The sequence below is a fragment of the Saccharopolyspora karakumensis genome (genome assembly GCF_004349225.1).
In the GTDB taxonomy this organism is placed as follows: Bacteria; Actinomycetota; Actinomycetes; order Mycobacteriales; family Pseudonocardiaceae; genus Saccharopolyspora; species Saccharopolyspora endophytica.
In genome coordinates this window covers 1-20,371 of the sequence record NZ_SMLA01000083.1, presented here as the reverse complement: position 1 = coordinate 20,371, position 20,371 = coordinate 1, and the positions used below count along the sequence as shown (strand labels likewise).

Sequence of the window (20,371 nt, the reverse complement as noted above, 5' to 3'; positions counted from 1 at the left end):
GTGCAGGACCCGGATCTCAGCGGAGATGCGGGTTCCGATTCCGGTCGAGACCCGGGTGTGGAGGGGCAGTTCGGGTGATTCCGGCGTTCGATCGGGTGGGACCGTGACAACAGTCGTTGACAACGTAGTTAGGCTTCGCGCATGAATGGCGCATCGTGGCGGAACAGCACCAGCCGACGGCTCGAAACCGCTGACCGGCTGGGACTGGCCGTGCAGGTGCACGGACCGCCCGACGCGCCGACCGTGCTGGCGGTCCACGGATACCCGGACAACCACACCATCTGGGACGGAGTGGTCGCCGCGCTGTCCGACCGGTACCAGGTGGTCACCTACGACGTGCGCGGAGCGGGCGAGTCGGACCGGCCCGCGACCACGGACGGCTACCACGTCGACCAGCTCGCCGACGACCTCTTCCGCGTCGCCGACGCCGTCAGCCCGGACCGGCCGGTGCACCTGCTGGCGCACGACTGGGGATCGGTGCAGTCCTGGCACGCCGTCACCGAACCGCGCGCCGCGGAGCGCATCGCCTCCTACACCTCGATCTCCGGCCCGAGCCTGGACCACTACGGCCAGTGGCTGCGCTCGAAACTGCGCCCCCACCCGCGAGATCTGCGCGAACTGGCCACGCAGCTGGCCTTCTCCGCCTACATCGCGTTCTTCCAGCTGCCCGCCGCACCCGAGCTGGCCTGGCGCAGCGGCATCATGCCGAAGCTGATCTCGACGTTGGAACGCCTCGACCCCAAGGCCGCCGGGAAACCCACCCGTCCCGTCACCGCCGACGGCATCAACGGCCTGGAGCTCTACCGCGCCAACGCCGGACGCCTGGGCGATCCGGTCCGGCGGCACACCGGCGTCCCGGTGCAGGTCCTGGCACCGACCGGCGACCCGTTCGTCTCCACGCCCCTGCAGACCCAGATCGAGGGCCTGGCCGACGACCTGCGGGTGCGACGGCTCCCGGGCGGCCACTGGCTGCCGCGCAGCCGGCCCGAACTCGTGGCCCGCTGCGCCGCCGAACTCATCGACCACGTCGAAGGCGGCGAGCAGACCCGAGGATTGCGCAGCGCCCGGGTCCGACCCGGACGCGGCGACTTCGCCGACCAGCTCGTCGTCATTACCGGGGCGGGCAACGGCATCGGCCGGGCCACCGCGCAGGCCTTCGCCGAAGCCGGCGCGCACATCATCGCCGCCGACGTCGACGAGAAGGCCCTGCGCGGCACCGCGGACCTGCTCGGCGACGCCGTCACCACCTACCGCGTGGACGTCACCGACCGGACCGCGATGAGCGACTTCGCGCTGCGCGTGCGGACCGAGCTCGGGGTCCCGGACGTGGTGATCAACAACGCCGGGATCGGCCTGGCGGGGTCGTTCCTGGACACCAGCGTCGCCGACTGGGAGAACGTCATCGACGTCAACCTCTGGGGCGTCATCCACGGCTGCCGCCTGTTCGCCCGGCAGATGGTCGAGCGCGGCGAAGGCGGCCGGATCATCAACGTGGCCTCCGCCGCGGCGTACCTGCCCTCCCAGGTGCTGCCCGCCTACAGCACCACCAAGGCCGCCGTGCTGCGGTTGAGCGAGTGCCTGCGCGTGGAACTGGCCGCCGACGGGATCAAGGTGACCGCGGTGTGCCCGGGACTGGTCAACACGGGCATCACCACCAGCAGCCGCTTCGCGGGCACCGACGACCTGGAGCAGGCCAAGCGCAGGCGCGCGGCCACCGAGCTCTACCAGCGCCGCGACTACAGCCCGCAGCGCGCCGCCGAGGAGATCCTGCGCGCGACCCGCCGGGCCCCGGCCATCGCGCCGGTGACGCCGGAAGCGCGTGCCGGACTGGTCCTCTCGCGGCTGACCCCGCGCCTGCTGCGCGCCGCAGCACGGGCCGACCTCATGCCCAAGTAGGAGGAGGCATGCCGCAACTCGACCCCGGCGACCCCGACCGCGTCGCGCTGCACGCCCGCGACGTGGAGTTCGACTGGTCCCAGCTGCCGATGCACTGGATCCCCGGCGAGCCGTTCGCCACGCACTGGGTGAACTTCCTGCACCTGGTGCTGCCGGAGGGCGAACGCTGGTTCGTCGAGGTGTTCAAGCAGGCGCTGCCGCTGATCAACGACGAGCGGCTCGCCGAGGACGTGCGCGGTTTCGTCGGCCAGGAGGCCGTGCACGCCGAATCGCACCAGGGCGTCATCGACCACTTCGACGCGCACGGCCTCGACACCCGGCCGTTCGTCGACCAGGTCCGCTGGATGTTCCGCAAGACCCTCGGCGACCGCCCGCTGCGCGGCAAGCGCGCCGAGTCCTGGCTGGTGCAGCGGCTGGCGCTGATCGCCGCGATCGAGCACTTCACCGCCTTCCTCGGCCAATGGGTGCTCGACGCCGAGGAACTGGACCTGGCGGGCGCCGACGAGACGATGCTGGACCTGCTGCGCTGGCACGGCGCCGAGGAGGTCGAGCACCGCGCGGTCGCCTTCGAGGTCTACCAGCACGTCCACGGCCGGTACGGGCAGCGCTGCCTGTCGATGCTGCTGGCGACGGCCGTGCTGACGATCCTGTGGGTGCGCGGTATGCGATTCCTGATGGCCGCCGACCCGGTGCTGCGCGGCAGGCGCAAGCCCCGCTGGCGCGACCTGATCCGCACCGGGCGCCTCGGCCTCACCCCCGGCTACCGGGCGCTGTTCGGCTCGATCCCCGCGTTCTTCCGCCCCGGTTACCACCCGTCGCAGCACGGATCCACGGCCCAGGCGGTGGCATACCTGGCGAGCTCACCGGCGGCGCTGGCGGCAGGGCACTAGATGACCGCGGAACGACAGTCGCGGCCCGACCGGCTGATGCGCGTGCTGCACCGGGTGGTCGGCGGAGTGGAATGGCTGCACCGCAACAGCCGCCGGCACGCCGGGCCACCCCAGCCGGTCAACCACGACCTCCCGCTGGTGATCTCCCGGATCAGCACCGAGGCCGACGGCGTCCGCAGCCTGCGCTTGACCCGGCCCGACGGCGGCGTCCTGCCCGCCTGGCAGCCGGGTGCGCACCTGGACGTGCTGCTGCCGTCCGGGCGGAAGCGGCAGTACTCGCTGTGCGGCCCACCGGGAGAGCGCCGGTACTACCGGATCGCGGTGCGGCGCTTGGCCGACGGAGCGGGCGGATCACGAGAGATCCACGACGAGCTCGCCGAAGGCGACCGGATCGCGGCGCGCGGCCCGCGCAACGCGTTCCCCTTCGTCGCCGGGCGCTCCTACCTGTTCGTCGCCGGCGGCATCGGCATCACGCCGATCCTGCCGATGGTGCGCACCGCCGCGACGCGCGGAGCCGACTGGCGGCTGGTCTACGCGGGACGATCCCGCGCCTCGATGCCGTTCCTCGACGAGCTCGCCGACCTGCCCGCCGACCGGGTGTGGATCCGGCCCGACACCGAGTTCGGCATCCCCGCCGCGGGCGGCGAACTGCTCGCGCACGCCCCGCTGGGCGCCTCGGTCTACGCCTGCGGTCCGGTTCCGATGATCACGGCGCTCCGCCTGGGACTGCCCGGCAGCACCGCGAGAGGCCTGCACTGGGAACGCTTCTCGGCACCGCCGATCGTCGACGGGCGGGCCTTCACCGTGGAGCTGACCCGCAGCGGACGCACCGTCGAGGTGCCCGCCGACCGCACCGCGCTGGAAGCGATCGGCGAGGTGCTGCCCGACGTCGCCTACTCGTGCCGCCAGGGCTTCTGCGGCACGTGCCAGGTCCCGCTGCTGTCCGGTCAGGTGCGCAGGCGCGGCCGGTCGCGCGGCGACGACGTGGCCATCTGCGTGGATCGAGGGCAGGGGCACATCGCCGTCGATCTGTGAAGCCCCGGTCGGGGGACCGGAGGGGAAGCGGGGCCGCCCGGTGGCGGGGTGCAGCCGGGCGGTCCCGCGAAAATCGCTTCCGGAGGCCGAAGCCCGGGCCGTAGGGTCGTGAGGAGCGACCTGGGAGGCACCGTGGAACTCGAAGGCCTGACCGAGATCACCTCGACCGGCGAGCTGGAAGAGGTGGTCGGCGCACCGCTGCAGCGGGTCCTGGACAAGCAGCGCCCCGCGCTGCACGCGCTGGACCGGGAGTGGCTGGCCGCCTCCCCGTTCTGCCTGGTCGCCACCTCGGACGCCGACGGCCGGTGCGACGTCTCGCCGAAGGGCGACCCGCCCGGCTTCACCCACGTCCTCGACGACACGACGATCGCCATCCCGGAACGCCCCGGCAACCGCCGCGTCGACGGGTTCCGCAACGTGCTGGCCAACCCGCACGTCGGACTCCTCTACTTCATCCCCGGCCGCGGGGACACGTTGCGGATCAACGGCCGCGCCCGGCTGCTGCGCGACGCCCCGTTCTTCGAGCGCATGGTCGTCAAGGGCCACCGCCCGAGCGTGGTGCTGCTGGTGGAGGTCGAGGAGGTCTTCCACCACTGCTCCAAGGCGTTCCTGCGATCCGGGCTGTGGGACAGCCGGACCTGGGACCCCGAAGCCGTGCCCTCCCGAGCCCACATCGCCAAGAACCTCGAACGCCCGAACGACTCGATGTCCGAGCTGGAGCACTACTACTCCGACGAGCGCTACGCCAAGCTCCTCTACGACGCGAAGGCCTGACCCCGCCACCCCGCCACCGCGTCGCCGCAGCGCACCGGCCCAACAGGTCGGGTGGCACGTCAGCAGGTGTGCGAGATCGACGAGGTGGGTAGCCTCCGAGTCATGGCGGCCACGTGGCTGAACTGGCCGGTGCTGCGGCAGCTCACCGGCCCCGACCGGCTGGCCCGAGGCCCCGCGGCCCGGTCCCGGCGCACCGACGAGATGCGGGCGCGCACCAGCGACGCCGACAGCGTCACCCGCTCGGTGTGCCCCTACTGCGCGGTCGGCTGCGGCCAGCGGATCTACACCTCCGGCGGGCGGATCACCCAGATCGAAGGTGACCCGGACTCGCCGATCAGCCGAGGCCGGTTGTGCCCCAAGGGCTCGGCCTCGCGCGAACTGGTCACCTCACCGCTGCGCGAGACCAAGGTCCGCTACCGGCGCCCGCACGGCACCGAGTGGGAAGACCTCGACCTGGACACCGCGCTGGACATGATCGCCGACCGGGTGCTGGCCACCCGGGACGCCACCTGGGAGGACGCCGACGCCGACGGCAGGCCGCTGCGGCGCACGATGGGCATCGCGAGCCTCGGAGGAGCGACCCTCGACAACGAGGAGAACTACCTCATGAAGAAGCTCTACACCGCCCTCGGCGCGATCCAGGTGGAGAACCAGGCGCGCATTTGACACTCCTCCACGGTGCCCGGTCTGGGCGCCTCCTTCGGGCGCGGCGGCGCCACCACCTTCCAGCAGGACCTCGCCGAATCGGACTGCATCCTCATCCAGGGCTCCAACATGGCCGAAGCCCACCCCGTCGGGTTCCAGTGGGTCATGGAGGCCAAGAAGCGCGGCGCCACGGTCATCCACGTCGACCCGCGCTACACGCGCACCTCGGCGGTGGCGCACAAGCACGTCGCGCTGCGGGCCGGGAGCGACATCGCCTTCCTCGGAGGGCTGATCAACCACGTGCTGACCCGCGAGGCCCACTTCCACGACTACGTCGTCAACTACACCAACGCGGCGATGATCGTCGGCGAGGACTTCCGCGACACCGAGGACCTCGACGGCGTGTTCTCCGGCTTCGACCCCGAGGCGGGCAGCTACGACACCGCCACCTGGCAGTACCAGGGCAGCCACGCCGTCCCGCCCGTCGGCGGGCACGGTCCCGAACAGGCGCCGACCACCCGGCACGGCCGGGAGCGCCAGAGCAGCCGTCCCGAGCGCACCGGCTCCGGCGGGCCCGTCTACCACGGCCGCCCCGACTCCGATCCCACGCTGCAACACCCGCGCTGCGTGTTCCAGCTGCTCAAGCGGCACTACGCCCGCTACACCCCGGACGTGGTGGAGGAGATCTGCGGGATCTCGCAGGACGACTTCGCCTGGGTCGCCGACCAGCTCGTCGCCAACTCCGGACGCGACCGCACCTCGGCCATCGCCTACGCCGTGGGCTGGACCCACCACACCGTCGGAGCGCAGTACATCCGGGCGGCCTCGATCCTCCAGCTGCTGCTGGGCAACATCGGGAGGCCGGGCGGCGGCATCCTCGCGCTGCGCGGGCACGCCAGCATCCAGGGCTCCACCGACATCCCGACCCTGTTCAACCTGCTGCCCGGCTACATCCCGATGCCGCACGCCCACACCGACACCGACCTGGAGTCCTTCGTCGCCGACGACGAGCACGCCTGCGGCTACTGGGCCAACATCCGCTCCTACCTGGTCAGCCTGCTCAAGGCCTGGTGGGGCGAGCACGCCACCGTCGACAACGACTTCTGCTTCGACCGGCTGCCCCGGCTCACCGGCGACCACGGCACCTTCCAGACCGTCATCGACCAGATCGAGGGCCGCTGCAAGGGCTACTTCGTCATCGGCGAGAACCCCGCGGTGGGCACCGCCAACTCGCGCCAGCAGCGCATGGGCCTCGCCGCGCTGGACTGGCTGGTGGTGCGCGACCTCAACATGATCGAGACCGCCACCTTCTGGAAGAACGGTCCCGAGATCGAGACCGGCGAGATGCGCACCGCCGACATCGGCACCGAGGTCTTCTTCCTGCCCGCCGCCTCGCACACCGAGAAGGACGGCACCTTCACCAACACCCAGCGGCTCCTGCAGTGGCACCACAAGGCCGTCGAACCCACCGATGACCAGCGCAGCGACCTGTGGTTCTACTACCACCTCGGCCGCCGCATCCGCGACAAGCTCAGCGGCGAGACCGAACGCGACCGCGCCCTGCTGGAGCTGACCTGGGACTACCCGACGCACGGCGATCTCGACGAGCCCAGCGCCGAAGCCGTGCTCGCCGAGATCAACGGTCACGACGGCAACGGCGAGCCGCTGTCGGCCTACCCCCAGCTCCGTTCCGACGGCTCCACCAGCTGCGGCTGCTGGATCTACTGCGGCGTCACCGCCGACGGCGTCAACCAGTCCGCCCGCCGCACACCCGGCCACCAGCAGAGCCGCGTGGCGCCCGAGTGGGGCTGGGCGTGGCCGGCCAACCGCCGCATCCTCTACAACCGCGCCTCGGCCGACCCCGAGGGCCGCCCGTGGAGCGAGCGCAAGGCCTACGTGTGGTGGGACGAGGAAAGCGGCGAGTGGACCGGCCACGACGTCCCCGACTTCGACAAGACCAAGCGCCCCGACTACCGGCCCGGAAGCGGAACCGTCGGACCGGAGGGCATCGCGGGCACCGAACCGTTCATCATGCAGAGCGACGGACGCGGCTGGCTCTACGTGCCCGCGGGGCTCGTCGACGGCCCGTTCCCGGCGCACTACGAGCCGCAGGAATCCCCGATCGCCAACCTGCTGCACCCCCACCAGCAGCGCAATCCCGCACGCCAGATCAACTCGCGCCCGGAGAACCGGTACCAGCCCAGCGCGGGAGAACCCGGCAGCGAGGTCTTCCCGTACGTGTTCACCACGTTCCGGCTCACCGAGCACCACACGGCCGGCGGGATGAGCCGCTGGCTGCGGCACCTCAGCGAACTCGCCCCCGCCCTGTTCGTGGAGGTCTCCCCGCAGCTGGCCGCCGAACGCGGTCTCGAGCACGGCGACTGGGCCACCGTGATCACCGGGCGCAGCGCCATCGAGGCCCGGGTGATGGTCACCGAGCGGATGCTGCCGCTGCGGGTCGCCGGCCGCACCCTGCACCAGATCGGCATCCCCTGGCACTGGGGGCCCAACGGCCTGACCACCGGCGACGCCGCCAACGAACTCATCGGCGTGGCGCTGGACCCCAACGTGCACATCATGGAGACCAAGGCCGGGGCCTGCGACATCCGGCCCGGACGGCGACCGCGCGCGGCCGCGCTCAACCGCCTGGTCGCCGAGTACCGCGACCGCGCGGGCATCGACGAGCGCACCGGTACCGAGCACTCCGACGACCCCAGACAGGCAGGAGGCTGAACGTGACCGTCAACCGGCTGTCCGGACCGCTGCCCGACCCGGCGGGGGAGACCGGCTACCCGCCGGAGCCCCGCGCCGGGTTCTTCACCGACACCAGCGTGTGCATCGGCTGCAAGGCCTGCGAGGTCGCCTGCAAGCAGTGGAACCTGCTGCCCGAGGACGGCATGGACCTCACCGGCATGTCCTACGACAACACCGAGGCGCTCAGCGGCACGACCTGGCGGCACGTGGCCTTCGTCGAGCAGCGGGGCACGCCCGCCGAGCTGGGCATGCCCGAGTTCGGCGCACCGGACGAGCAGCAGGTGCGCTGGCTGATGTCCTCCGACGTGTGCAAGCACTGCACGCACGCGGCTTGCCTGGACGTGTGCCCGACCGGGGCGCTGATCCGCACCGAGCACGGCACGGTCGTGGTGCAGGACGACGTGTGCAACGGCTGCGGCTACTGCGTGCCGGCCTGCCCCTACGGCGTGATCGACATCCGTCCCGACACCGGCGGAGCCGCCAAGTGCACGATGTGCCAGGACCGCCTCGGAGCCGGGCTGATGCCCGCCTGCGCCGCCGCCTGCCCGACCGAGTCCATCCAGTACGGCCCGCTCGACGAGCTGCGCGAACGCGCCGCGATGCGGGTCGACGAACTGCACGAGCAGGGGGTGACCAGCGCCCGCCTCTACGGCCACGAGCCCACCGACGGCGTCGGGGGGGACGGGGCGTTCTTCCTGCTGCTCGACGACCCCGAGGTCTACGGCCTGCCACCCGATCCCGTGGTCACCACCCGCGACCTGCCCTCGATGTGGCGGCACGCTGCCGCGGGCGCGCTCACCGCCGCCGCGCTCATCGCCGGATCGTTCCTCGGGAGGAGAAGGTGACCTCCTACTACGGCCGCCCGGTCCTCAAGGAACCGGTGTGGAAGGTCCCGGACGTCCCCGCCTACCTCTACCTCGGCGGGATGGCCGGGGCCTCGTCGACGATGGCGCTGCTGGCCGATCTCACCGGACGGCGGCGGCTGGCCCGCGCGGGCCGGCTGGCGGCGGCGGTGGGCGCGACCACCAGCGTCGGCTTCCTGGTGCACGACCTGGGACGTCCGATGCGGTTCCTGGCCATGCTGCGGGTGCTCAAGCCGACCTCGCCGCTGAGCGTCGGATCGTGGATCCTCGCGCCGTTCTCCGGCTTGGCCGGGGCCGCGGCGGCCAGCGAGCTCACCGGTCTGCTCCCGCTGCCCGGCCGCGCGGCCGGGGCGGTGGCGGGCGTGATCGCACCGGCCATGACCACCTACACCGCCGTGCTGCTGTCCGACACGGCCGTGCCGGGCTGGCACGAGGGCTACCGGGAGCTGCCGTTCGTGTTCGCCGGCAGCGCTGTGTCCAGCGCTGGGGCGGTGGGCATGGTGGTCGCTCCCACCGAGTCCCGGCCCGCGCGGCGGATGGCGGTGGCCGGAGCGGTGCTGGAACTGGCCGCGAGCAGGCGCATGGAGTCCCGGCTCGGGCTGGCGGCTGAGGCCTACCGCACCGGCCGCGCGGGTAGGGTGCTGCGAACGGCGCGGGCGGCCACTGCGGTGGGCGCCGGGCTCGCGCTGGTGGCCGGACGCAGCCGCGCGGCGGCGCTCGCGGCGGGCGGGTGCCTGACCCTCGGGGCGATCGCGACCCGCTTCGGCGTCTTCGAAGCCGGCCGCGAGACGGCTCGCGACCCTCGGTACGTGGTCGAGCCGCAACGCGAACGCGTGGGCGAAGCAGGGTCCTCGGTCCGTGGGCAACAGCACTGATCGAATGCGGATGTTGACGTTCGGTAGTCACTCACGTGAGTGAGTAGTGGTTCAACTCTCACCGTGCGTGGTTTGATTTCAGGTGAATAACGCATTTCTGATCAAGAAATGACCAGCTGAAACGTCCGCATCGTCGCGATCTTGATTACGTTTCTATGACGAGCGCCACCGTCTCACGGTTTTGTTCACGCTTTTCAGCTACGTAGCGTTGCCCGGCGTCGGCGCCCCCGAGCCGACGGCAAGACCGGAAGCCCGCAGCGCCGAACCCTGCCCGGCGGGCTCTCCGAAACCCCGAGACGCATTGCGGGCAGGGACGTGACGACCGCCGGAACCCGGCGCGGCGGGCCGAATCGGCCCCAGCGCCCGGGACGCCGGAGTCGAGGCGGCACGAAGGCGCTGCTGGAGACGAAGACAGAAAATGGGCAAGCACCGCAAGTCCACCCCCAGCCGCCGCACCGTCACCCGCGTCGCCGTCGCCGGCGCCATGGTCGCCGCGCCGTTCGCGATGACCATGCCGGCCAACGCGGCCTCGGAGTCCACCTGGGACGCCGTCGCGCAGTGCGAGAGCGGTGGCAACTGGAGCATCAACACCGGCAACGGTTACTACGGCGGTCTGCAGTTCAGCGCGTCCACCTGGTCCGCCTACGGCGGCACCAGCTACGCCTCGAACGCCGCGCAGGCCAGCAAGTCGCAGCAGATCGCCGTCGCCGAGCGCGTGCTGCAGGCGCAGGGCCCGGGTGCGTGGCCGGTGTGCTCGAAGAAGGCCGGCCTGAGCAAGAGCGGCAGCGCCGAGCACCAGGACGTCTCCTCGGGCAGCAGCAGCGAGAAGAGCACCGAGAAGAAGTCCACCACCAAGAAGAAGAACCCGGTGCGCAAGACCGTCAAGGTCGAGGGCACCTACACCGTGCAGACCGGTGACACCCTGGGTTCCATCGCGCAGAAGTACGGCGTGAGCTGGGAGTCGGTCTTCGAGAAGAACCGTTCGGCCGTCAAGGACGCGAACCTGATCTTCCCGGGGCAGCAGCTCGCCATCAAGTGACCCACCCCGTCTTCGGACCTGGGTGCGCATGAACGAGGGACCCCGCCTTCCTCTCTCCGGCGGGGTCCCTCGTCTGCGATCGCCTGAACGCCTCTCACTTGAGCTTGCGGCGGCGCAGATCGTTGCGGATGTCCCACGCGGTCCAGCCGATTCCGGCGAAGGCGAGAAAGCCCAGCAGCAGGACGAGTTCGGTCATGTTCGGCTCCCTTCGGAACGTGACGGACGCCGTCGGGATCAAATCCGAGAGTAATTGCACGTCTGTTGATCGCCGAGCGTATCGCCGCAATAGACCCCAACGGGTGAGCCGCGGGACGTGAATGATCCGCCGTTCGGCCTCAAACCTCAGCAGCCGCAAGAAAACATCCGGAGATCATGAAATCGGTTCTGATCTGTCGAACTCGCGCGCTGATCACCTAGCGTGCCGTCGCGGAATCAGTGCGGGTGAAAGATCCCCGATCGCGGGAAGCCCCGGCATGTCAACCCCGCAGAGCCCCGGGATGCGGCCGGACCATGGACGTGACCGCACTCACCCCGCGTGCCCCTAGCCCCGACATTCGGAAAGGGGACCCCGATGCTCCTCGCACTTCAAGCGGACGCCGCGGCCGAGTCCGGACTCGACAGCTGGGTCGGACCAGCCGCCATCACCACCGGTGTCCTGCTATTGATCGTCGCGCTGTTTCGCCGCAGCCGGGCCACACTGGCCAAGAAGCGAAGGGCGGCGCGGCCTGGTGCGGCCGATTAGCGGTGTCGCGCAGCCCTGAGCCGACCCGGCGTGCCGCGTGCGACGGCCGCCTGAGGGGGGAGGGGACGCATGACCGACACCACGCGGGACACCGACGAGCCATCGGTCGACCAGACGCCGGCCCAGCGCCAGGCGCCCGAGCAGCAGAGCACCGGACGGCACCGGCCACCTGACCAGCGCCAGAGCGTCGACCAGCACTGGAAGGTCGTCCCCGCGCCGGAGCAGCAGCCCGTGGACGCGGGCCGCATGGACCTGCGCACCACCATGGCCGTCAACGCCGGACGGATGGCCGCCTCGATGTCGCAGCGCCTCGGTCTCGGCTCCGGCGGCATGATCGGTGGCCGTCTCGCCCTGACGCTACAACCCAACCTCCTGCAGCGGTTGGCAACCGGTCGGCGTGTCGTCATGGTCACCGGCACCAACGGCAAGACCACGACCACCCAGATGGTCGCCGAAGCCATGCGCGCGCAAGCCCCGGCCGTCAGCAACGCCACCGGCGCGAACATGCTCGACGGCCACGTCGCCGCCCTGCTGACCCGGCTCGACGCCCCGTTCGCCGCGCTGGAGGTCGACGAGCTGCACCTGGCGCAGGTCACCGACCGGTTCGAACCCGCCGCGATCCTGCTGCTCAACCTCAGCCGCGACCAGCTCGACCGGGTCGGCGAGGTGCGCACCGTGGCCGCGAGCCTGCAACGCGCCCTCGCCCAGGCCCCCGGCGCGCAGGTCATCGCCAACCGCGACGACCCCAACGTCGTCTTCGCCGCCGCCGGCCACCCCAACGTCACCTGGATCTCGGGTGGCGTGCGGTGGCGCGACGACGCGCTGAACTGCCCCCAGTGCGGCGCCTTCATCGGTGACGTCGACCGCGACTGGCGCTGCCAGTGCGGCCTGGCCCGGCCCTCGGCCGACTGGAAGGTCACCGACACCGGAGTCCTCGACTCCGCGGGCACCCACCACGAACTCGCCCTGGCCCTGCCCGGCCACGTCAACCGGGTCAACGCCACCTTCGCCCTGGCCGCGGCGCTGCACCTCGGCGGCGAGGAGGCCTCCGCGCTCGCCCGGATCCGACGCATCTCGCAGGCCGCGGGCCGCTACGACACCGTCCGACTCGGCGGGCGCCGGGTCCGGCTGCTGCTGGCCAAGAACCCCGCCAGCTGGCTGGAGATGCTCGACCTGGTCTCCGGCAACGACGAACCGCTGGTCCTGGTCGTCAACAGCCGCGAAGCCGACGGCTACGACGTCTCCTGGTTGTGGGACGTCGACTTCGAGATGCTGCGCGGCAGACCCGTCCAGGTCGCGGGCGACCGGGCCCTGGACCTCGCGGTCCGCCTGCGCTACGCCGGGGTGCAGGCCAACGTCGCCTCCGCGGTCGAGGTCGCACTCGGCAGCACCTTCGGCGGCCTGCCCGACGTCATCGCCAACTACACCGCCTTCCGCGACGTGCTCACCAGGAGCCGCACATGACCGGGGAACGAGTCCGCATCGCCCTCGTCCTGCCAGACCTGCTGGGGACCTACGGGGACCGCGGCAACGCGATCGTGCTCGCACAGCGCCTCCGCTGGCGCGGGATCGGCAGCGAGCTGGTCACCGTGCTCTCCTCCGACGACGCCGTGCCCGAGGACTGCGACCTGTACCTGATCGGCGGGGGAGAGGACGTCGCGCAGGTCGCCGCCGTCCGCTTCCTGCGCAGGGGAGGGGGCCTGACCCGGGCGGTGCAGCAAGGGGTTCCGGTGCTGGGCATCTGCGGCGGGCTGCAGGTGCTGGGCACCGGCTTCGTCACCGGCGACGGGCAGCGCCACGAAGGCCTGGGCCTCGTCGACGCCTCCACCGAACCCGGGAAGGGACGAGCCATCGGCGAGGTCACCACCCAGTCCACCCTGGGCGGGGTCGGGATGCTCACCGGGTTCGAGAACCACCTCGGCCGCACCACGCTCGGCCCCGGCTCGCACGCGCTGGGCAGGGTGGTGCGCGGCACCGGCAACGGGCACGACGAGGCCGAGGGCGCGGTCACCGGCCACGTCATCTGCACCTACATGCACGGGCCCGTTCTCGCGCGGAACCCGAAGCTGGCCGACCTGCTGCTGGAATGGGCCATCGGCGAGCCGTTGGAACCCCTGCCGGACCCGCCCGAGCTCAAGGCGCTGCGCACCGAACGCACCCGCGTGCACGTGCGCAACCGCAAGTAGGTCAGCGACGAGCGAGCCGGCCCAGCTTCTGCAGGGCCGGCTTCAGCTCGGGCGCCCGCAGCAGCGCCAGCACCCCGAGGCTCACCGCGAGCACCACGATCCCGTGCAGCACCAACGCCATCCAGGCGTCGAGCATCGGGCTCAGCGGCCCGGTCAGCGACCGCACGCCGCCCAGCACGGCCAGCGAGCACAGCGCCCCGACCGCCCCGGCCACCAGAGCGCGCAGGCATCCCAGCAGCGTCGCGCCCGTGCGCAGCGGTCCGATGCGGGCGCGCAGCCAGATCTGCCCGACGACCGCGCCCAGCAGGAAGCTCGCCGACATGGCCGCGGTCACCCCGAGGACCAGGTCCTGCGGATCGACCGTGGCCAGCACGAGGTAGCACAGCGCGCTGCGCACCACGACCATGATCACGTTGATCCAGGTCGGGGTGCGCGCGTCGTGCATCGCGTAGAACGCCCGCAGCTGGAGCATGGTGATGCCGAACGGCACGACCCCGGCCGCCGCAGCGGCCAGCGCCCAGCCGAGCCGCCCGGCGGCGGCCACGTCGCTGGCGCCCAGCGAGAAGAACGCCACCGCCAGCGGACCGCCCGCCACCACCAGCAGCGCGCTGACCGGCATCAGCAGCACCGCGGTCATCCGCGTCCCCCACGCGACGTCGTCGACGAACGCCCGCGTCCTGCCCGCGGCGGCGGCCTCGCTGATACGCGGCATCAACGCCGTCAGCAGCGACACCCCCAGCACGCCGTAGGGGACCTGCGAGAGCAGCCAGGCGTAGTTGAACGTCGCCACGCTGCCCGGCGTGCCCTGCGCGGTGACCCGGGTGATCACGACCATCCCGGCCTGGCTGATCAGCGTGTAGAGCACCACCCACCCGGCCAGGCCGCCGAACTCCGACAGGCGCCGGTCCCACCCCCACCGCCACCGGTACCGGAAACCGCTGCGCCGCAGCGACACCACCATCACCAGCAGCTGGGTGGTGATCCCCGCCAGCGTGCCCAGGCCCAGCACCAGGAGCTTCGGCTCGCCGATGCGCACCGGGTCGGTGGAGATCTCCCCGGGCACCAGCGCGTAGACGATCACGGTGGCGATGACGACGAGGTTGTTGAACACCGGCGCCCACGCGGGAGTGCCGAAGACACCGCGCACGTTGAGGATCGCCTGCAGCAGCGCCGACATGCCGTAGCAGACGATGCCCGGCAGCAGCAGGTAGGCGAACGCCGTGGTCAGCTCGGCGTTGGCGCGGGTGTCGGCCCCCAGGTAGAGCGCGGTGAGCAGACCGGCGCAGGCGACGGCCACGGCGGTGGCGACCGCGAGCAGCACGCCACCCATGGTGATCATCCACTGCGCGTAGGACTCTCCCTGCTTCGGTCCCTCCTGCTGCGCCCGCACCAGCAGCGGCACGGCGATGCTGGTCAGCACCCCGCCCAGCAGCAGCTCGTTGACCACGGTCGGCAGGGTGTTGGCCACGGTGTAGGAGTCGTTGACCATGCCCAGCCCGAGCACCACCACCAGCAGCACCTTGGCGAGCAGACCGCTGACCCTGCTGGTCGCGGTGGCCACCGCCATCGCCGCGCTCGCGCGGGCCAGTGAAGGTCGGCGGACACCGGTGTCGGCCTGATCGACCACGTAGCCCTCCCGTCGGCGCGTTCGATGCTGAAGGTGCCACGAAACACCCGGTCTCGCCGGGTGAAGCCGATCCGTGGCAGGCTGATCGAAACGCCTGCGGAAGGGGAGCGCGCGTGATCGTGTTCGGGGTCGTGCTGCTGATCGCCGGAGCGGTGGTGGCCGTCGTGTTCGGCGGCGACGCGGGAGGCTGGCTGCTGCCGGTCGGCCTGATGGCCGCAGGACTGGGCATCAGCGTCGCGGGCCTGGTCGCACGGCTGCGCCGGTCACCGGCGCGGGCCGCGGTGCGCGCCCACCGCGCGGGTGCGGCGGGTTCGCCGATCGACCGGCTCCGCGCGGTGCCCGCGATGGTGGGCACGACCGCGCGCGGCCGCAATCCGGAACTCCCGCGCTACCAGCTGCTGCTGTGGCTGATCGCGCTGGTCTACCTGGTCTCGCCGATCGACTTCATCCCGGAGTTCCTGCCGCTGCTGGGCATCGGCGATGACATCGGCGTCGCGAGCTGGTTGCTGACCAGCCTCTACGCGGAGTCGGGCAACTACATCGCCGCCCGGGATCAGCGCGAGGTCGAGCCCGGCGAGTCTCAGTAGGACTCGCCGGGCTGGTACTGCTGGGTGTCGGGTTCGTCGTCGGCCCGGCGGCGCTTCTTCCGGCGGCCGAACAGCCCGTGGTCGACCGACCAGGTGCCCGCGTTGAAGCTCATCGCGAGGGTGGCGGCGCCGACGGCGAGGGGCAGCTCGAAGCCGTTCGGCGCGAACAGGCCGTACGGCAGGTGCACGAACAGGATCGCCCCGGCCATGTCGATGGCCACCGCCAGCCCGACCAGGGGCAGCGCGATGCCGAGGATCAGCAGGATCCCGCCGGCGAGCTCCACGACGGTCGCGTACCAGGCGGCGACCTGCGGGAAGGGGATCCCCATCTTGCCGAAGTTCTCGGTCGTGGCCGGTATGCCCCAGGTCATGAGCTTCTGCCACCCGTGCGCGATGAGGATGATCCCGACCCCGATGCGGCCGAGTAGCGTGAGCAGGCTCCGAAGCGCGGTCATGGCGACTCCCGTGTTGAACACCTAGCGTCGAAGCACCAGTGTCACGGCGATCGGGCCAACCGACATCTCGGGCCGCTCGCGCGGTTCGGCCCCGGCGGTCGTTGCGCCGGGGCCGAACCGGTTCAGGGCCTCACTTGAGCAGGTTGCGGGCCATGACCATGCGCTGGACCTGGTTGGTGCCCTCGTAGATCTGGGTGATCTTGGCGTCGCGCATCATGCGCTCGACCGGGAAGTCGCGGGTGTAGCCCGCGCCGCCGAACAGCTGCACCGCGTCGGTGGTGACCTCCATGGCCACGTCCGAGGCGAAGCACTTCGCGGCGGCGGAGATGAACCCGAGGTTGGGCTCGCCGCGTTCGGCGCGCGCCGCGGCCACGTAGACCATCTGGCGGGCCGACTCCACCTTCATCGCCATGTCGGCGAGCATGAACTGCACGCCCTGGAACTCGGAGATGGACTTGCCGAACTGCTTGCGCTCCTTGACGTAGGCCAACGCCTGGTCCAGCGCGCCCTGCGCGATGCCGACCGCCTGCGCGCCGATCGTGGGACGCGTGTGGTCCAGGGTCTTCAGCGCGGTCTTGAACCCGGTGCCCGGTTCGCCGATGATCCGGTCGGCCGGGATGGTGGCGTCCTCGAAGTACAGCTCGACGGTCGGGGAGCCCTTGATGCCGAGCTTCTTCTCCTTCGGCCCGACGGTGAAGCCCGGGTCGTCGGCGTGCACGGCGAAGGCGCTGATGCCGTTGGCGCCCTTCTCCGGGTCGGTCACGGCCATGACCGTGTACCACTTCGACACACCGCCGTTGGTGATCCAGCACTTGCTGCCGTTGAGCACCCAGTTGTCGCCGTCGAGGCGGGCGCGGGTCTTCATCGCCGCGGCGTCGGAGCCGGCCTCGCGCTCGGACAGCGCGTAGGAGGCGGTGGTCTCACCGCCGGCGATCGAGGGCAGGACCTGCTTCTTGAGGTCCTCGGAGGCCGACAGGATGATCGGCATGGTGCCGAGCTTGTTCACCGCGGGGATCAGCGAGGAGGAGCCGCACACGCGCGCGACCTCTTCGATGACGATGCAGGTGGCCACCGAGTCGGCGCCCTCGCCGCCGTACTCCTCGGGGATGTGGGTCGCGGCGAAACCCGCCTTGACCAGCGCTTCGAGCGCCTCCTTGGGGTAGCGCTCCTGCTCGTCGACCTCCGCCGCGTGGGGCGCGATCTCCTTCTCGGCGAGGGCGCGCACCGCGTCGCGCAGCGCGTCGTGCTCCTCGGCGAGCTGGTAGGTGCCGAAGTTCGGGTCCACCGGGTCCCTCCCTAGTCCCGTCGCATCGCCGCGGCGGGGTTTCGTCGCAATGCCGCCTGCGTCACGCGGCGGACCGATATCGAGGTCATCGTAACGGCACTGAGTGCCACTAGCAATTCGCCGGTGCTATATTCCGGCCATGTCCGAGGCAGTCGCTGCGGCGCCCAAGTCCCGTTCCGGACGAACTCCGCACGGCCGCCGGAAGGTGCGCAGCGCGATCGCGGTCGCGGCGCTGGAGAAGTTCGCCGAGCAGGGCTTCGAGGCGACCACTGTGGACCAGGTCGCCGAGGCCGCCGGGGTCGGCAGGCGGACCTTCTTCCGGTACTTCCGGTCCAAGGAGGACGTCGTGTTCCCCGGGCACGACGAGCGGCTGGCCGAGGTCGTCGAGCTCCTGGAGGCGGCCTCCGCGGACGCCGACCCGCTGCTGGTGCTGGGCGAGGCGGCCGAGTTCGTGCTCGGGATGTACCTGGAGGAGCCCGAGGTCTCGCGCAAGCGCTCGGAGCTGACCAGGCAGGTTTCCTCCTTGCGGGACAAGGAGATCGCGAGCATCGATCGCTACCAGCGGGTCTTCGCCCGCTACCTGCGGGCTCGCTTCGCCGATCAGCCCGATGGCGAGCTGCACGCGGCGGTGGTCGCCGCGGCGGTGGTCGCCGCGCACAACCACGTCCTGCGCCAGTGGCTGCGCAGCGGGGGAGAGCTCGACGCCAGGGCGGCGTTGCGGCACGCCACCGGCCGGCTCGGCGAAGCCCTCTCCGGTCAGTGGCCGAGGGGAGGCTCCGACGAGGATCGGGAGTCGGTCGTGGTGGCGGCGGTGCGCACGTCGGCCTCGGCCGAGGTGGTCCTCAAGCAGGTGCGGGAAGCGCTGCGCGGAATCGAGCGCTGAACCTACGGCACTGAGTGCCGAAAAGGATCTCCATCAATTACGTGTTGATTACATTCATGGTTTCAGTGCGGAATGAAACGAATTCCATGGTCGAGTTCATCCCGGCGTGCGAGACGAACGCCTTCGCATGCCGCAGCACGGCGGGCTGCGGGAACGACCGGCGGACGTCGAAGGTCGGCGGGATCTCGCCGAGCTCGGCCAGGTCGATGCGCCAACCGACCGACATCGCCACCTGCCACGGGCCGTCGGCGAACGCCTCGATGCACGACCGGTAGAACTCCGGGCGCTCGTTGAACGCCGTTCCCAGGGAGATGAACAGCAGCGGGCGCTGGGGGTCGGCGGGGGAGTAGGGCTCGTCCGCGCGGTCGCCCAGCAGCGGTCCGATGAACCGGAAGCGCTCGTCGAAGGTTTCGTGCTCGAGCTGGAACTCCTCGGGCAGGAAAACGAGGTTCAGCGCCGCCGGGGCCCCGCCGATGAAACTCGGTGCCTCGACGTCGAATTCGGTGCCGAGCTCGCTCAGCGCGGTCTTGAGCCGGAGCAGGGCGTCCGGCGGCGGGGAGCCCATGGCCTGGGCGTGCTCGGCCATCACGGCGGTGCGCAGGTCGAACTTCTCGTTGCCCGCGAAGTTCGGGACCAGCGCGATCGCCGGGATCCCGAGCTTCTCGGCCAGCATCCGGCCGTAGGCGGTCATGCCGTCGCTGCACACCGCGTCCGGTGGTGCCTCGCCGAAGTGATCGAGCAGCACCGGCAAGCACTGGCGGACGTCGTCGACGAAGAACTCGGCCATGGTCTGCATGCGCTCGGCGGTGAAGTGCTGCCCGCGACCGCCGACCTCCGGAATCTTGGTCGGCAACTCGACGACCTCGGCACCGGTGGCGCGCACCGGTTCGATCGCGTCCGCGCCGACGGCGTAGGTGACCCGGTGCCCGCGGTCGAGCAGTTCGGTGACCAGCGCCAGCGTCGGGTTGACGTGCCCGAAACCGGGCACGCTGGTGAACAGCAAGTGCTTCTTCATGGCTCCTCGAATGCGGTCACAGCGGGCGGCGGAAGCCGCGAACGGCGATGGCGATGCCGATGGCGCACAGCAGGGCGCTGGTGGCCAGCGCGGAGATCACGCCGGTGCCGGTGGGCAGGGCGAGCGAGAGGTTGCGGGAGGCGTCCACGGCGTAGGTCAGCGGGTTGATCTTGGCGACGACGCTCAGCCAATCCGGCAGCGCCTGGATGGGGACGAACGCGCTGGAGGCGAACATCAGCGGGAACATCGCCAGGAACCCGATGCTCTGCATGACCTCCTCCTTGCGCAGCCAGGCGCCGAGGGCGAGGAAGACCCACGACAGCGACCAGCTGACGAACAGGGCGAGGCAGAACGCGCCGAGCGTGCCGGCCAGGCCCCCGGCCGGGGCGAAGCCGAACACGAGGGCGGCGACCGTCAGCAGCACGGTCAGCTGCACCGCGGTGCGCACGAGATCCGACAGGCTGCGGGCGATGAGCACCGAGCTCATCCCGATCGGCAGCGCGCGGAAGCGGGCGATGACGCCGTTCTTCATGTCGCTGACCAGGCCGACCCCGGACTGCATGGCGGCTCCGATGCCCGTGGTGACCAGGATGGCCGGCATCAGGTAGTTGATGTAGCTGCCTCCCTGGGAGGCGACGTCGCCCATCATGGCCTTGCCGAAGACCTGGCTGAACAGCACGAGCATGATCAGCGGTTGCAGCAGGCTGAAGACCACCACGCGCGGATCCTTGGCCACGGCGCGCAGCGAGCGGCCGGTGAGCACGCGGATCTGGGTGGGGTAGGAGGCACCGCGCCATCGGCGTGGCGCGGTGCCTCCTAC

The 20,371-nt window shown here is 71.1% G+C and carries 17 protein-coding genes; 12 read left to right on the top strand and 5 right to left on the bottom strand.

The features are described 5' to 3' along the window. The first annotated feature begins 141 nt into the window (after positions 1–141). The 10 genes from E1202_RS29640 (at position 142) to E1202_RS29590 (ending at position 13,699) form a co-directional block, all read left to right on the top strand. Entirely contained in the window at positions 142–1,896 is a 1,755-nt protein-coding gene (locus tag E1202_RS29640) for an SDR family oxidoreductase (RefSeq protein WP_132686615.1), read from the top strand. Positions 1,897–1,904: 8 nt separating this feature from the next. Further along, a complete protein-coding gene (locus tag E1202_RS29635; protein WP_132686614.1) occupies positions 1,905–2,786 on the top strand; it encodes a metal-dependent hydrolase in 882 nt (293 codons plus the stop codon). Next, positions 2,787–3,821 (top strand): PDR/VanB family oxidoreductase, encoded by a 1,035-nt coding sequence (locus E1202_RS29630; protein ID WP_132686613.1) that lies wholly within the window; start codon positions 2,787–2,789, stop codon positions 3,819–3,821. Between the two features lie 132 nt (positions 3,822–3,953). Beyond that, positions 3,954–4,595: a pyridoxamine 5'-phosphate oxidase family protein gene (locus E1202_RS29625; RefSeq protein WP_132686612.1), complete on the top strand. Its 642-nt coding sequence runs from the start codon at positions 3,954–3,956 to the stop codon at positions 4,593–4,595. A gap of 102 nt (positions 4,596–4,697) precedes the next feature. After that, the gene (gene fdh / locus E1202_RS29615) at positions 4,698–7,973 is read left to right on the top strand and encodes a formate dehydrogenase (protein WP_165944027.1); all 3,276 of its coding nucleotides are present in this window, start codon (positions 4,698–4,700) and stop codon (positions 7,971–7,973) included. 2 nt (positions 7,974–7,975) lie between these two features. Continuing rightward, positions 7,976–8,839, top strand: a complete 864-nt coding sequence (locus E1202_RS29610) for a 4Fe-4S dicluster domain-containing protein (protein WP_132686611.1) — start codon at positions 7,976–7,978, stop codon at positions 8,837–8,839. After that, the gene (gene nrfD, locus E1202_RS29605) at positions 8,836–9,732 is read left to right on the top strand and encodes an NrfD/PsrC family molybdoenzyme membrane anchor subunit (RefSeq protein ID WP_235879101.1); all 897 of its coding nucleotides are present in this window, start codon (positions 8,836–8,838) and stop codon (positions 9,730–9,732) included. Before E1202_RS29610 ends, nrfD begins: the two co-directional genes overlap by 4 nt. Before the next feature lie 418 nt (positions 9,733–10,150). Next, positions 10,151–10,771, top strand: coding sequence for a LysM peptidoglycan-binding domain-containing protein (locus E1202_RS29600; RefSeq protein WP_132686609.1), 621 nt, complete (start codon positions 10,151–10,153; stop codon positions 10,769–10,771). 811 nt (positions 10,772–11,582) lie between these two features. Beyond that, complete coding sequence (locus E1202_RS29595; protein ID WP_132686608.1) at positions 11,583–12,977, top strand: Mur ligase family protein; 1,395 nt, start codon at positions 11,583–11,585, stop codon at positions 12,975–12,977. Beyond that, on the top strand, positions 12,974–13,699 hold the full coding sequence (locus E1202_RS29590) for a type 1 glutamine amidotransferase (protein WP_132686607.1): 726 nt from the start codon (positions 12,974–12,976) through the stop codon (positions 13,697–13,699). The genes E1202_RS29595 and E1202_RS29590 overlap by 4 nt, the downstream gene beginning before the upstream one ends. A gap of 1 nt (position 13,700) precedes the next feature. Here the strand turns inward: E1202_RS29590 and murJ are convergent, their stop codons facing one another. Continuing rightward, positions 13,701–15,326, bottom strand: coding sequence for a murein biosynthesis integral membrane protein MurJ (murJ, locus tag E1202_RS29585; protein WP_132686606.1), 1,626 nt, complete (start codon positions 15,324–15,326; stop codon positions 13,701–13,703). Positions 15,327–15,439: 113 nt separating this feature from the next. On the opposite strand from murJ, the gene E1202_RS29580 reads away from it, so the two are divergent. Then, positions 15,440–15,913, top strand: coding sequence for a YkvA family protein (locus E1202_RS29580; RefSeq protein WP_132686605.1), 474 nt, complete (start codon positions 15,440–15,442; stop codon positions 15,911–15,913). Here E1202_RS29580 and E1202_RS29575 read toward each other — a convergent pair. Both E1202_RS29575 and E1202_RS29570 read right to left on the bottom strand, forming a co-directional pair. Further along, positions 15,907–16,368, bottom strand: a complete 462-nt coding sequence (locus E1202_RS29575; protein WP_132686604.1) for a DoxX family protein — start codon at positions 16,366–16,368, stop codon at positions 15,907–15,909. The genes E1202_RS29580 and E1202_RS29575 overlap by 7 nt on opposite strands. 130 nt (positions 16,369–16,498) lie before the next feature. Further along, a complete protein-coding gene (locus E1202_RS29570) occupies positions 16,499–17,653 on the bottom strand; it encodes an acyl-CoA dehydrogenase (protein ID WP_132686603.1) in 1,155 nt (384 codons plus the stop codon). A gap of 139 nt (positions 17,654–17,792) precedes the next feature. Between E1202_RS29570 and E1202_RS29565 the strand changes: the two genes are divergently transcribed. Beyond that, complete coding sequence (locus E1202_RS29565; RefSeq protein ID WP_132686602.1) at positions 17,793–18,536, top strand: TetR family transcriptional regulator; 744 nt, start codon at positions 17,793–17,795, stop codon at positions 18,534–18,536. Positions 18,537–18,573: 37 nt separating this feature from the next. Here E1202_RS29565 and E1202_RS29560 read toward each other — a convergent pair whose 3' ends face one another. Both E1202_RS29560 and E1202_RS29555 read right to left on the bottom strand, forming a co-directional pair. Next, the gene (locus E1202_RS29560) at positions 18,574–19,551 is read right to left on the bottom strand and encodes a macrolide family glycosyltransferase (RefSeq protein ID WP_132686601.1); all 978 of its coding nucleotides are present in this window, start codon (positions 19,549–19,551) and stop codon (positions 18,574–18,576) included. Between the two features lie 16 nt (positions 19,552–19,567). Continuing rightward, positions 19,568–20,371, bottom strand: an 804-nt coding sequence (locus E1202_RS29555) for an ABC transporter permease (protein WP_207918989.1), incomplete at its 5' end; no start/stop codon positions are given.